We start from the raw sequence: 13,683 nt of genomic DNA, 5'->3' as shown, positions 1-13,683 counted from the left end.
TAATATGCGTTGGACGGTAGCAATTTGCAATGACACGCCTCGAGTTAGACGGTGTCACGAAAGTCTTCGGTGATCCCGAGAAGGACGGTGTCGTGGCCGTCGACGAACTGGATATCTCCGTTCCCGATGGTGACTTTCTCGTCTTGTTGGGTCCCAGCGGGTGCGGGAAGACGACCACGCTTCGTATGATCGGCGGACTCGAAGATCCGACCGCGGGCGAGGTCAAATTCGATGGAACCGTCGTCAACGACGTCAAGGCGCGCAACCGGGACGTCGCGATGGTGTTCCAGGACTTCGCGCTGTACCCGCACATGACCGTCCGGGAGAACCTCGGGTTCGGTCTCAAGCGGGAAGACAACGACATGAGCGGCGCGGAGATCGAAGACCGAGTGACCGAGGTCGCCGAAATGCTGGAGATCGAAGAGTTACTGAACAACAAGCCCGGCCAGCTCTCGGGCGGCCAACAACAGCGCGTCGCGCTGGGGCGGGCGATCATCCGGGAACCGCGTATGTTCCTGTTCGACGAACCGCTGGCGAACCTCGACGCCCAACTGCGCAAGACGATGCGAACCGAGATCGACGAACTCCAGTCGGAAGTCGACATTACGTCCGCCTACGTCACGCACAATCAGGAGGAGGCGATGACCATCGCCGATCAGATCGCCATCCTCAACCACGGGCAGCTACAGCAACTCGGGACGCCGGACGAGGTGTTCAACGAGCCGGCGAACCGCTTCGTCGCGCAGTTCGTCGGCAGTCCGAACATGAATCTCTTCGATGCGACGGTCGAAGAGCGCGGAGACGCGTACCGCGTCGAGACGGACGCCGCGTCGTTCGACATCCCGGAGCGACTCGTCGACACCGAAATCGCGACGGACGAGGTACTCGTCGGGTTCCGTCCGCAGGACCTCTCTCAGGCCCGCGGCCGCAATCGGACGGTGACCGGTCCGACGTTCGACGCCGAGATCCGGGTCATCGAACCGGTCGGTACCGAGGCGGTCGTCCACGGCGATTCGAGCTTCGGCGACGTCACCGCGAAGATCGGCGGCTTCCACGATCTCACCGCCGGAGCGAAACTCCCGCTCACGATCGCTCCCGAGCACATCTACCTGTTCGACGCCCAGACCGAAGAACTGCTCAAGGGACGGCTCATCGCCGAGCGCGCCGATGAGCAGGCCTCGGTCGATGGCGTCGAAGCCTGACGCAATCTGACCGCTCGAAGATGTTTTTCTCGTTTCCCGACCGCCGACTGCGGATCTCGTACCAGTGATCGCTCCATTCGGATTAGATACCGAAATTATAAATACTAATTTGTGATATTTACGTGCGGCATGACAGCTGATAAGTCAGTTGATCAGACGGGAACAGATGATGAGACATCCGATGGGTCGGTCGGGCGGCGTGGAGCGCTGAGTCTCCTCGGGGCGGGCCTGGCGCCCCTCGCTGTGGGATCTGCAAGCGCCACGCAGTCTGACAAGGATGGTACCCAGCCTTGGTACGATTGGGACACAGACGTCGATGCCGACGGTAACGCGCTGACGAACCTTCGTGCACTCGACACAGGGGACCTCGAGAACGCGGCCTACCACGACCGATCCCAGTGGTCGACAGAGACGCTCACGATAGAGGTCGGGACCGACTTCCCCTCCCTCCAAGAGGCGGTCTACGCTATTCCGTTCGTCCCGTACGAGAGCGTTGAGATAACTATCCCTCGCGGTACCGATCTCTCCGACGAAGATGTCGTCGTTCCCCAGACCGTACTCGGGGCCGGTACGGTGTCCGGCCGTGGATACGAACACAAGATCAGGATCACCGGAGACCAGTCGAATCCGTCGAACTGTCCCGTCGGATCGATCGTCGTCGCAGGTGTCAACGGTGGCATTATTTCTGTCGACGGCGTCGAGTTCCAGCGAGCGAATCCGTACTCGGACGACGACAACGGGTTCGCTGCGTTCTACACGAATCAAGCCCGAGTCCACAACTGCGCGTTCGCCGGCGGCGTAAACGGCATTATGAGCTACGGGTCGAACCTCGAGATCCACCAGGTTGACTTCGGAAACGGCGTTCTCGAGGGGGACGGAATAACCGTGAAACACTTCGGATTCGTCAACGAGCAACGGGCGGGGTCCGAACCGCCGACGAGCGGCACCGTCGGCGGCCACGCTTACGTGGCCACGAACGGCTGGATTGCGACCGTCAGAGACACGAACGTCCCGAGCGTTCCGTCGACGCTCTCGGGTGAGGATGGCCTGATCGATTACGGAACCACGCGCAGCGGCTTCGTAACCGCCGAACTAGCTGGATCAGAGTCGCTCATGCGATTCCTCGGCTCCTACCAGTGGAGCGGGGATGTCCATCAGGTCAAACCCGGTAAGGGGTTCGTCACCCACTCGCCCGATGGAACGAAGTACCGCATCCGAGTCGACAACGACGGTAACGTCGTCACCGACCAACTCTGAAGGATCCTGGTCACGAACCGAACGGGAACGTCAGGTATCCCGCAGCAACGTTGACGGCCTAGACGGTGACCGCCGCCCTTCTCTTCGGCGATGCGGCTGCACTCTCATCCGATCCCGTGTGAACCCCTCAGCGTCAATCTCGAGTAGAACCGCCACTCGACCGAGATATCCAGGGTGGACCTACCCCGCCGAAATCGACGCTGCAGTTCCCTCGGCATCCATTTCTCTGCGCCCTCGTTTGGGTACCCAAAAATATTAATCCGCGTCCACACATTGTCAGCACGGGACGAACAGACAACAGTCTCTCGTAATCATGAAAGCCATTGTTCAGACGGGCCCTCGCTCCGTGGAAACCCAGGAACGCGAGCGGCCGACGCCAGACCCAGATGAGGTGCTCGTAAAGGTCCACACAGCAGGTCTGTGTGGAAGTGATGCGCACGCATACAAATACGACGGCGGCTACGAGTGGATCCCGATCCCGCGGATCATGGGTCATGAGTACGCCGGCGAGGTAGTCGCAGCCGGTGCCGACGTCGAAACGTTCGCCGCGGGCGACAAAATCGTCGAGGAACCGATCCACGACTGCGGCAACTGTCTGCAGTGTAAGAACGGCCAGCCGAACGTCTGTCAGAACTTCTCGATCACCGGGATGCACCGCGACGGCGCCTACGCGGAGTACGTCACCGTGGAACCGCAGCACCTCCACGCCGTTCCCGACGCCGTCCCGCTTCGTCACGCGGCGATCACCGAACCGACCAGCATCGCCACCCGCGCCGTCCTCGAGCAATCCGTGACGACGCCAGGCGACGACGTTCTCGTGGAAGGGCCCGGTCCGATCGGCGTGCTTGTCGCGGCCGTCGCCGACTCGCTGGGCGCAAACGTCGCCGTCTCCGGGCTCGATCAGGACGCACAGTATCGGTTGCCGCTGCTCGAGGAACTCGGTATCGAAACGATCAACACGCAATCCGAGGATCTCGGGGATCGCGCCGACGCGTTCACCGACGGGAGCGGATTCGACGTCGTGTTCGATTCGACCGGCCATCATACCGGCATCGGGACTGCCGTCGATTACGTTCGCAAGGGCGGCCAGGTCGTCGTCGTCGGCATTCCGAACGACGCCAGTGAGGTCACGCTCACGTCGGTCGTCCGCGGTGAGGTCGAGGTCAATACCTCCTACGGCTCGACGTGGACGAATTTCGAGCAGGCGCTCCGGCTCATGGAGCGCGGTGAGATCGCCGTCGATCGGATACTCGATACGTCCTACAGTGCGGACGATCCGGCGACCGCCTTCGAGGCGTTCCTGGACTCGGAAACCTGTAAGCCGGTCTTCCAGTTCGCCGAGTGAGCGGTCCGCGCCGCCGTCGCAGGTCCGGTAGCCGTCCGTCCGTAATTCCGAAGATAGGACCGCTTTTCGGGCCAACAGCCGAAGTACCGTTCGAAGCGCGAGAGCCGAAAAATCGGGTAGCTCTCCGCGATCGGCGGAGGGTGATCGGGACGGTCAGCTATCGTTCCGAACGGCCAGTTCGAACGTTACCGCGGTGATACGGGCGTTGGACGCTTGCACCGTCGCCGTCCCCCCGTTGAAGTCCGCGGGGACGCGCTGCCAGCCGGTCGTTCGAATTCCCGTGCCCGATTCGATCGTCGCGGCGTCCGTGAATTCAGTTCGTCGACCTGACGGGTCCGACAGCGCGATGCGGACGGCGCCGACGTCGTGGTCATCGACCGGACTGAGACGAGCAGTTACTCTCGCGTAGAGAGGCGTCGACGGCGTCGCACGCCGGATATCGAGGGTCGTCGGCGTGTCGGCGAACTCGTTGCTCTCGCGTACGACCGGTGCTTCCTCTTGGAGGCCGGTCGTGTCCGTCCGCGTCATGTGAGTGATCGGTTTCTCACTCATCGCGACCCCCTCCGTGCGGGGAACCGGCATCATCGACGTCCGTCGGGTCGTGATACCCGATTTCGAGCGTCGTGTCAGCTATCGTCGCCGGTCTGTCGTCCGAACCGGTCCGCAGCTGGACGGTGACGAACCCAGCGCGGAACGCCTGTGGGATTTTCAGCCAATCCGTGGTTCCGTCGGCCGTTATCTCGACGGGATCGCCGTACGTGATTCCGTGCTCGCCGTGTGCCTTCACCCTCGCTTCGACGGTGACGTCGGTGTTCGAATCCAGCGAGACGGTCGCCCGGGCGTATGCCGGAGTAGCCGGAACGGACGTCTCCGTGACGGCGAGTGCCGCGTCGGTATCCTCGAATGACGTACTCGTAACCGATAGTGGCGGATCGACGGCTTCGGTAGACGCGTACACGTCCAGTTCGCCCGGTTCGCTGGACAGGTCGATCGTCCGATTCGATCGCTTCAATCGGTCGAGGTCGACATCAGTGATACCCACCAGCGAATGGGCACTCCACGGGACGTCGCCGACGTTTTGCTGGTGATCGATGTAACTGAGAACGCGATCTTCTCGCCATCGGGCGGGATCGATATGGATGTCGCTCCAGGTCATGTTCCGCTTGTAGAGCACCGACGTCTGCCACTCCTCGTCTCTCTTCTCGACGAGGAGCGGCCAGCTCCCGTTCTCGAAGTCTCGCGTGAGGATGTGAACGTCGCCGTCGTCGTCGACGACGATTCCCATCCGTCCGATCGGCGACGCGACCACGCCGGGACCGCCGAGATCGATGTCGGTGGTGCGGTTCGTCGCCGGTTCGGTCACCCACTCGCCGTCGGCGAGGTACGCGTGGAACACCTGGGTGTTGCCGTTCTCGTCGTCGCGATAGTACGCGACGTGTGGCGCGCCGGTGCGCGGATCGTAGCTCGCCCACCCCTGATTGATGAAGTTGCTGCCCGGTTCGATCGGATCGACGATCTCCGTCTCCCCGTACGTGATCGGCAACGGGTACGCCGTGCCGTCGCTCCGCTCCCAGGTCTCGCCGCCGTCGGTGCTGCGCGCGTACGAGAGGTCGACGTTGGTCTGGACGTCCCAGGTCTCGCGCCAGTTGAAGAAGTAGTGGAGCGTCCCGTCTTCCGACTGGACCAGGTTCCACATGTACGAGTTGTGTTCTCCCTCGCCGTCGATGAGCGGGTGCTGGAGCGGCTCCCAGTCCTCCTCGTCGGGATTCCACCGGTTCAGCATCCAGTTGCCGGCCCCGGACATTCCTTCGCGGTATCCCGCGAGAAGCGTCCCGTCGAGCAACCGCGTGAACTCGAGGTAGGTGACGCTCGACTCGTTTTGGCCAGTCATCCCGACGCGCTCTTCCTCGAACGAACCGACGTCCTCCGGATTCGCGCTCCGGCGCCACCGTATCTCGGAGTCGCGCGTGTTGTAGTTCAGAAACACGTGTCCGTCCGGCCCGACGCCGACGCCTGGCGTCCAGTGGCCGTCCCGGACACCGATCCGAACGTCGAGTGCGTTCCGCTCCCACTCGCCGTCCGGAAGGTCGCGTGCGGCGACGACGAGGGTTCCCTCGTGCGTCCAGTAGGCGTAGTACTGGCGGTCGTTGTACGTCGTCAACCGCGGCTGGAACGGCGGGGTATCCGTCTGTGCGTTGCCCAGCCCGTTCTCGGTGAGAACGGACCGCTCGAGCGCTTCGGGGCGTTCCCGACCGCGACCGTCGTTCTGTCTCGCCGTGACGTTGCCACAGACCAGGCTCGACGCGCCGACGAGTCCGCTCGCGGCCAGGAACGTTCGCCGCTGAATCGAGTTCGATACCGTCGTCTCCGTCTTCCGCTCGTCTCGGTTCGTGTGTGTTGGCATCGCTGGAGTAGTACGCTGCTGTCTCGGGGACGACCGATCGGGAGCCGCGTCTCTCCGTCAGTGGCCGTCTCGGCGACGGGCCCCCGCTCACGAAGCGCGCTCGTGCTACCGACTCCCACTCGTCCCCGACCCGTACTCTCAGCAAACGGTGTGATAATTCTTCGGCTGTCATTCAGTTGGTGATGAAATACCGTTGCGAGTACCGAACTGCTCACAGTGCACCTGGAGTGACGCGGCCGAGCGCCGCCGAGCGAGTTCGATGTCGACGATCCGAACAGTGAAAAAGATTTTACCGTTGCCGAGCGGAGTCAGAGTGTACACGGTCCGATACTATGGAGATCACAGACATATCCGCGACCAACGTAAGCACCGAGTCCTGGGGCGAATTCGTCGAGTTCCCGCTCGTCACCGTGATGAGCAAGTACGACGAGTACAACAACGCCGAGGGGGACAACCCGCAGGCCCGTCGGAAGTGGATGGGACCGGTCGGCGACGTCGTGGTTGAGGTAGAGACTGACGCGGGAATCACCGGCGTTGGCCACGGCAACTGGGCGACCGGTGCTATCGCGACCATCGTCGACGAGACGCTGTCGAAACTCGTCGTCGGCGAGGATCCTCGCGAGCGGGAGAAGCTCTGGGACGTGATGTATCGAGCGACGATCCCCTTCGGCCGGAAGGGCGCCGCCATCGAGGCGATCAGCGCCGTCGACCTGGCGCTGTGGGATATCGCGGGCAAAGCGGCGAACAAACCGGTGTACGAACTGCTCGGCGGGCCCGTCACCGACGAAATCCCCTGCTACGCGAGTAATCTCCACCCCGTCGACCTCGAGACGCTCGAACGGGAGGCCATCGACTACGTCGAACAGGGGTTCGACGCGATGAAGCTTCGCTTCCAGTACGGTCCAGAGGCCGGGCGGGAGGGCATGAAAAAGAACGAGGAGATCGTCAAGACGGTCCGCGACGCTGTCGGCCACGATATCAAAATCGCTGGCGACGCCTACATGGGCTGGGATGTCCGGTACGCGAAGAAGATGCTCGATCGCCTCGAGAAGTACGACATGGAGTGGGTCGAGGAGCCGGTCATCCCCGACGACATCGACGGCTACGCGGAGGTCCGCGCCTCGACGGATATCCCGATTTCCGGCGGCGAACACGAGTTCACCCGCTGGGGGCACAAGGAGCTGCTGGAGCGCGACGCGGTCGACATCCTCCAACCGGATGTGCACCGCTGCGGCGGACTGACCGAACTCCAGCGCATCGACGCCATCGCCAGCGCTCACGACGTTCCGGTCATCCCCCACAGCGGAACGAACCCGCACCTCCACTTCATCGCCGCGTCGACTAACTCCCCCATGGCGGAGTACTTCCCCATTCCGGAGTGGTACAAAGAGCAACAGGAGGACAAGGAGTCGACCTACGCCGACGCGATCTACCAGAACCCGCCGAACGCCGAGAACGGCGTCATCCAGCTGCCGGACGGCGTCGGCCTGAGCGCCGAACTCAACCGCGAGGCGCTCGATCACTTCGCCGTAGAGTAACGATGACGGACGTCACCTTCGAGTACAATATTCCCGTCTTCGCCGGTGCGCCGGACGCAGGAGACGACGAGCCGGTCCACCGGGATACGCCGCAGTACGAGTCCCTCGACTGGGAGACGACGCGTGCCGGCATCGAGAAAGCCGAAGAGCTGGGGTTCGATGCCGCCTGGGCGCCCGACCACCTGCTGCTCGGCCGCGATCACGCCGAGTACGAGTGCTGGACGCTCCTGTCTGCCATCGCCGGCTTCACCGAGGATATCAACCTCGGGTCGCTCGTCCTCTGTAACGATTACCGCAATCCCGCGCTCGTCGCGAAGATGGCCGCCACGCTGGACGTGATCTCCGACGGCCGACTCGAACTCGGACTCGGCGCCGGCTGGCACGAACCCGAGTACGACGCCTACGGCTGGGAGTACCGCGACGGCTTCGAGCGACTGCTGCGCCTCGACGAGTCGATCCGTCTGATGAAGCGACTGTGGGACGCCGGAAGCGACGGAGCGAGTTTCGACGGCGACCACTACCGGATCGAGGACGCCTACTGTTCGCCGCCGCCGGTTCAGAATCCTCACCCGCCCATCCTCGTCGGCGGACAGGGTGAGGAGGTAACGCTCAAGCTCGTCGCGAAACACGCAGATGTCTGGAATACGGACGTCTTCAACGGCGACGTCGAGACCCTGAACCACAAGATCGAGGTCATCGAAGACCACTGCGAGACCGTCGGCCGCGATCCCGACGCGATCGAGTACTCCTGGGACGGCCACGTCATCTGCACGCGCGATGAGGAGAAGTTCGATCGGTTGCTCGATCTGATGACGCCCATCCAGTTCGAGGAAGAATACACGGACCAGGCGCCGATCGAGACCGAGGCGGACGCCCGCGAGTACTTCATCATGGGGACGCCCGAGGAGTGCGCCGAGGCAATCGAACGGCGGATCGAGGCCGGCGTCACGAAGTTCCAGTTCTGGTTCACCGACTTCCCGGAGACGAGCGGGATGGAACTGTTCGCGGACGAAGTGATGTCCGAGTTCCGGTAAGTGCCACCCATCACACCATCACTGGTTCTGGGGGCGTCTTTCGGCGTTTTGTCGGCCTCTTGGAAGAGTCGATGAACCGCTGTACTCACCCGAGACGGGGCTACCGTGGACTGTTCGATTTCGCATAGCCGACTCGTTTTGAGATAGTGATACTCACACATATTGTGAGTGTTGGCTCGTTATTTACCTCTGATCGGAATGGGATGCAGTGACGAGAACGTTGCCGGGGGCGAGCAGCGGTCGCAGCCAGTACCGTCAGCGGACCGATTAACACCAGTCAGATCGATACATGAACGGAAACGACCATTCCAGACCGACCGACGAACGGACCACGACCGATCGAGCCATACCGACGTCACTCGTCGACCGTCGCGAGTACCTGCAGTACGGCGGTGCGATCGCGGGACTCCCCTTCCTCTCCGGGCGGAGCCTGGCCCAGCTCGGGACGGGGAACGGCGACGGCCGGGGAACGGAGTCCGAACCAGTCGCTCCGCAGAAGCTCCGTGTCGAGTACGCGGAGGACCCGAATAACGTCTCGCCCACGATGGGGGAATCCAGCGACGGTGTCCCCGAAACGCCGCGGTTCAGCTGGACGGTAGCCGGCCCGCGCGGTGCCGAACAGTCGGCCTACCGCGTGCTAGTGGCCGAGAGCCGCGACGCACTCGACAGTGACGAGGGGGACGTCTGGGACAGCGGCGTAGTACCGTCGTCTCGATCGGTGCACGTCCCCTACGAGGGAGCTCCGCTCGAGCCGGACACGACCTATCACTGGAAAGTCCGCGTCTGGGACGGCGACGGGAACGAACGTCGCTGGAGCGACCCGACCCAGTTCACCACGGCGATTCCCCATACCGACGAACACTGGGAAGGTGAGTGGATCGGACCGGACTACGGCGAATGGAGCGAAGAAGACGCGATAGACGACGATTACCTGGCCGAAGGCGACTACGACGAGCGTCCGGAACCACTCCTCCGGAACGAGTTCGACCTCGAGAAGGACGTCGAGGCGGCGCGGGTCCATATCAGCGGCGTCGGTTGTTACGAACTGTTCCTCAACGGCGAGCGCGTCGGCGACCGCGTCCTCGACCCCGCCCAGACGCAGTACGACGAGACGATCCTCTATTCGACCTACGACGTCACCGAGTACTTGCAGTCGGGAACGAACGCCATCGGGACCGCTCTCGGCCGCCTCCGGTTCGGAGAGATGGTCGCGGACAACGGCGACTGGGGCTGGAGCGACGCTCCCTGGTGGAGCGACCCGCAGCTCCTCGTCCAGTTGAACGTCGAGTTCGCCGACGGAACGAGCACGTCGATCGTCACCGACGACGGCTGGCGGATGACCGACGGTCCGACGCGGTTCGATTCGCTGTTCAGCGGCGAGGTGTACGACGCCAGGCGAGAGCGGCCGGGATGGACGGAACCCGACTACGACGACGGCGACTGGGAGGCACCGTCCCTCGCCGACAACCCGGCCGACGAACTCCGCCCGCAGCACGTCCAGCCGATGCGGATCACGGCTACGCTGGATCCCGTCGCGATCACCGAGCCTGAGGACGACGTCTACGTGTTCGATTTCGGGCAGGTGATGACCGGCTGGGCGGAACTGGCCGTCGACGGCTCCGCAGGGACCGACGTGACGCTGACCTACGGCGAGAAGCTGAACGACGACGGGACGGTCGACAACTCCAACTTCCTCGTCGCCGCCCCGATGCAGCGAGATCGGTACATCCTCGACGGAGACGGGACGGAGACCTGGGAGCCGAGCTACAGCTACAAGGGCTTTCGCTACGTCCAGGTCGAGGGGTATCCGGGCGACCCGGACGACGACGCGCTCGAAGCGAAGTACGTCCACTCGGATATCGCCGAGGGCGTCGAGAGCGGCTTCGAGTCCTCGAACGACCTGCTCGATCGGATCCACGAAAACACGCGCCGGGCGTACCTGAACAACATGCAGGCCGTTCCGACTGACACCCCGAAGTACGAGAAGAACGGGTGGACGGGAGACGCCCAGCTGACGGCGGAGACGGGAATCTACAACTTCGACATGGCCCGATTCTGGGAGAAGTGGCTCCGCGACTTCGCCGACGCCCAGCGGGAGGACGGGGAGTTGCCGACGGTCGTCCCTAACAACACGATGTACAGTTTCGTCGACTTCGAGCCGAACTTCGACGCCGTCCAAGGGCCGACGCCGGGATGGGACGCCGCGTTCATCCTCATCCCGTGGTGGGTCTATCAGTACTACGGCGATACGCGGCTCCTGGAGCGTCACTACGACGACTGGACGCGGTACATCGACTGGATGCAACAGTGGTCCGACGGTGACATCCTCGACGACCTCCCGGAGACGATCGCCGACCACGAGGAACCTGTCCGCCGATACGAGGACAGTCACGTCCTTCCGGTCGGGCTCGGCGACTGGGGCGGTGCACCGCTGATCGACGAAGACGACGGATACGGCGGGTCGGGCAACGAGGTCCCGATCACGTCGACGGCCTACTACTACCGGTTCACGCGGGTACTGGCCGAGACGGCGTCGCTCATCGGCCTGGACGACGAGGCCGACGAGTGGTCGGCGTTGGCCGAGGAGGTCCGCGCCGACTTCAACGAGGAGTTCCTCGATACGGAACGGGGCTACTACCGAACCGGCGACGTGGGCGTCTACCTCCAGACCTCGAACGTCCTTCCGCTCGCGTTCGACATGGTGCCCGATGAGTACGAGGACGTCGTCGTGGCGAATCTGGTCGAGGACATCGTGGAAACCCACGACGGCCGCCTGAACACCGCGACTCTCGGGACGAAGTACCTCCTCCCCGTCCTCACGGAGTACGGCCACCACGACGTCGCGTACACGGTGGCGACTCAGACCGACTACCCGAGCTGGGGCCACTGGATCGAGAACGATCGGACGTCGCTGCTCGAGTTCTGGGAACTCGACTCGCGATCGTGGAACCACCACTTCCTGGGCGTGACCGACGAGTGGTTCTACAAGTACCTCGCAGGCATTCGGGCAGCCGAGCCCGGGTACGAACACGTCCGGATCGCCCCGCAGCCCGCCGGCGATCTGGAGCGGGTGAGTGCACGGACCGATACCGTGAGAGGCCCCGTCGAATCTCGCTGGGAATTGGTCGGACCATCGGATACCGGTCGTGATGAGCGGGGAATTCACCTCGACGTGACGATTCCCGGGAACTCGACGGCGACCGTGGAACTTCCGACTATGGGTGGCGATCGAGTCCGAGTCCGCGAGAGCGAAAAGTCGATCTGGAACAACGGTAACCGCACGCGCCCCGAGCATCCCGGCGTCGAGAACGTCGCTCGCGAGGGCGACCGAATCGTCGTCGAGGTCACGTCCGGCGAGTTCTCGTTCGAACTCGAACAACTCGGCCGGGACCGCTAACTTCGGCCCCGATTCTTCCGCTATCGAGTGGCGACAAACTGAGACCGGCCGCTCATCACCGGGCGAGGATCCGGAGGGATCCGCCGTCACCGGACACAGTGACGGATCGTCCCGGAAGCTGTGAACGTCGGCTCGCAGAGACGGACGCTATTACGAGAAAATAGAAGTGTAGAAGAATCGTATGTGGTAGTGTGGAGGAACCATGAGTAAAAAAAGCGAGGCTGAGAGCGCAGCGAGTTCGACGGAAGAACCACGGCCACTACCGGAGCAGCGGTTTCACCGATTGTCCGATCTTTCGCCGAGTGCGAAGTTCGTCTACAAGGTCCTGTGCGATGAGGGGGCGCTCACACAAGATGCAATCACCGACCGAACCCTTCTCCCGAAACGAACCGTCCGGTACGCGCTCGCGAAGCTCGACCAGGCGGACTTAGTCGAGCAACGGCCTTGCATCCGCGACGCACGAACCCAGTATTACTCTCCGCGACCGATCGAACGTCCAGATACGGAGTAGCGTACCGGCAGTGTCGTCGTTGTCGCGACGGTCGAGGCCATCCTGACACGATTCAGTTCGACCTATGTGGTCGTTGCGCTGCCGTCTGCTGGCGCGTCTCCATCGCGAACGCGCGGCGAGTCGGTGCGCTACCGAGAGCGACTCGATATCCGACAATACCGGAACATTTTTCTCATCGAATGCGGATGGATATCACATGTCTGGTGCAGTTCCGGTCAAGGCGACAAAAATTTCGTTGGAGATCGTCGAGGTACTCCGTGAACTCGACGGGGCGGGCGTTTCCGACGTAGCGAACAGAGTCGGCAAGCCGACGAGTACCGTCCACGATCACCTCCGAACGCTCGCGCAGGAAGAATACCTCGTCAAGGAAGGGGACGAGTACTACATTAGCACTCGATTTCTCCAACTCGGCGACCAGGCTCGATCGCGGCGGAAGGTCTTCGAGATCGCCTGCCCGGAGATCGACGAGTTGGCCGAGGAAACGGGCGAACACGCGAACCTCATGATCGAAGAGCACGGGCTCGGCGTCTTCTTGTACAAGGCGCGCGGAATCGACGCCGTCCAGCTCGACACGCACGCCGGAATGCGCGTTCCGCTTCAGACGACGGCTCTCGGGAAAACGATCATGGCGTTTCGACCCCGTGCGGAAGTCGACGAAATTCTCGACCGGCACGGCCTTCCGAACGTGACCGAGAGCACGATTACGGAGAGGGCTGAACTCTTCGACGTCCTCGATCAGGTGCGCGAGCGCGGCTACGCGTACGACGATGAAGAGCGCGTCAAGGGAATGCGATGTATCGCCGCACCGATCACGGACGAGCACGATCGCGCGATAGCGGCCGTGAGCGTCTCCGGCCCGAAGAGTCGCATGCAGGAGGACCGATTCACCGACGATATTCCGGAGCGGATCCGCAGGTGCGCGAACGTTATCGAGGTAAATCTCACGTACTCGTAATCACAAACACAATAGTTAGGTGGGTGGACCTGTCACGAAG

The 13,683-nt window shown here is 62.9% G+C and carries 10 protein-coding genes; 8 read left to right on the top strand and 2 right to left on the bottom strand.

Translation table 11 applies throughout. The features are described 5' to 3' along the window. Positions 1-29: 29 nt before the first annotated feature. The 3 genes from BMY29_RS19140 (at position 30) to rhcE (ending at position 3,804) form a co-directional block, all read left to right on the top strand. Positions 30-1,202: an ABC transporter ATP-binding protein gene (locus tag BMY29_RS19140; protein WP_049989935.1), complete on the top strand. Its 1,173-nt coding sequence runs from the start codon at positions 30-32 to the stop codon at positions 1,200-1,202. 243 nt (positions 1,203-1,445) lie between these two features. Beyond that, positions 1,446-2,459 (top strand): hypothetical protein, encoded by a 1,014-nt coding sequence (locus tag BMY29_RS19135; RefSeq protein ID WP_049989934.1) that lies wholly within the window; start codon positions 1,446-1,448, stop codon positions 2,457-2,459. Positions 2,460-2,772: 313 nt separating this feature from the next. Further along, a complete protein-coding gene (gene rhcE, locus BMY29_RS19130) occupies positions 2,773-3,804 on the top strand; it encodes a 2-keto-3-deoxy-L-rhamnonate dehydrogenase (protein ID WP_049989933.1) in 1,032 nt (343 codons plus the stop codon). A gap of 153 nt (positions 3,805-3,957) precedes the next feature. On the opposite strand, the gene BMY29_RS19125 is transcribed toward rhcE, so the two are convergent. Together BMY29_RS19125 and BMY29_RS19120 are read right to left on the bottom strand one after the other, a co-directional pair. Beyond that, positions 3,958-4,356, bottom strand: coding sequence for a hypothetical protein (locus tag BMY29_RS19125; RefSeq protein WP_143067745.1), 399 nt, complete (start codon positions 4,354-4,356; stop codon positions 3,958-3,960). Continuing rightward, positions 4,349-6,208 (bottom strand): BNR repeat-containing protein, encoded by a 1,860-nt coding sequence (locus tag BMY29_RS19120; RefSeq protein WP_049989931.1) that lies wholly within the window; start codon positions 6,206-6,208, stop codon positions 4,349-4,351. Before BMY29_RS19120 ends, BMY29_RS19125 begins: the two co-directional genes overlap by 8 nt. A 332-nt stretch (positions 6,209-6,540) precedes the next feature. On the opposite strand from BMY29_RS19120, the gene BMY29_RS19115 reads away from it, so the two are divergent. From BMY29_RS19115 to BMY29_RS19095, 5 genes are all read left to right on the top strand, one after another. After that, positions 6,541-7,746, top strand: coding sequence for an enolase C-terminal domain-like protein (locus BMY29_RS19115; protein ID WP_049989930.1), 1,206 nt, complete (start codon positions 6,541-6,543; stop codon positions 7,744-7,746). 2 nt (positions 7,747-7,748) lie between these two features. Beyond that, entirely contained in the window at positions 7,749-8,780 is a 1,032-nt protein-coding gene (locus BMY29_RS19110; RefSeq protein ID WP_049989929.1) for an LLM class flavin-dependent oxidoreductase, read from the top strand. 289 nt (positions 8,781-9,069) lie between these two features. After that, positions 9,070-12,177, top strand: a complete 3,108-nt coding sequence (locus tag BMY29_RS19105; protein WP_049989928.1) for an alpha-L-rhamnosidase — start codon at positions 9,070-9,072, stop codon at positions 12,175-12,177. A 202-nt stretch (positions 12,178-12,379) separates the two neighbouring features. After that, entirely contained in the window at positions 12,380-12,688 is a 309-nt protein-coding gene (locus tag BMY29_RS19100) for a MarR family transcriptional regulator (protein ID WP_074854862.1), read from the top strand. A 196-nt stretch (positions 12,689-12,884) separates the two neighbouring features. Beyond that, positions 12,885-13,643: an IclR family transcriptional regulator gene (locus BMY29_RS19095; protein WP_049989927.1), complete on the top strand. Its 759-nt coding sequence runs from the start codon at positions 12,885-12,887 to the stop codon at positions 13,641-13,643. The last annotated feature ends 40 nt before the right edge of the window (positions 13,644-13,683 follow it).

The sequence above is a fragment of the Natrinema salifodinae genome (genome assembly GCF_900110455.1).
Classification (GTDB): domain Archaea; phylum Halobacteriota; class Halobacteria; order Halobacteriales; family Natrialbaceae; genus Natrinema; species Natrinema salifodinae.
The sequence above is the reverse complement of the archived record's forward strand: the minus strand, read 5'-3'. Positions and strand labels throughout refer to the sequence as shown.

Bases quoted from the DNA above. Each gene is read 5' to 3' on its own strand.
- rhcE (WP_049989933.1), top strand. From the start codon at position 2,773: ATGAAAGCCATTGTTCAGACGGGCCCTCGCTCCGTGGAAACCCAGGAA.
- BMY29_RS19120 (WP_049989931.1), bottom strand. From the start codon at position 6,208: ATGCCAACACACACGAACCGAGACGAGCGGAAGACGGAGACGACGGTA.
- BMY29_RS19105 (WP_049989928.1), top strand. From the start codon at position 9,070: ATGAACGGAAACGACCATTCCAGACCGACCGACGAACGGACCACGACC.
- BMY29_RS19115 (WP_049989930.1), top strand. From the start codon at position 6,541: ATGGAGATCACAGACATATCCGCGACCAACGTAAGCACCGAGTCCTGG.
- BMY29_RS19125 (WP_143067745.1), bottom strand. From the start codon at position 4,356: ATGAGTGAGAAACCGATCACTCACATGACGCGGACGGACACGACCGGC.
- BMY29_RS19100 (WP_074854862.1), top strand. From the start codon at position 12,380: ATGAGTAAAAAAAGCGAGGCTGAGAGCGCAGCGAGTTCGACGGAAGAA.
- BMY29_RS19095 (WP_049989927.1), top strand. From the start codon at position 12,885: ATGTCTGGTGCAGTTCCGGTCAAGGCGACAAAAATTTCGTTGGAGATC.
- BMY29_RS19110 (WP_049989929.1), top strand. From the start codon at position 7,749: ATGACGGACGTCACCTTCGAGTACAATATTCCCGTCTTCGCCGGTGCG.
- BMY29_RS19140 (WP_049989935.1), top strand. From the start codon at position 30: ATGACACGCCTCGAGTTAGACGGTGTCACGAAAGTCTTCGGTGATCCC.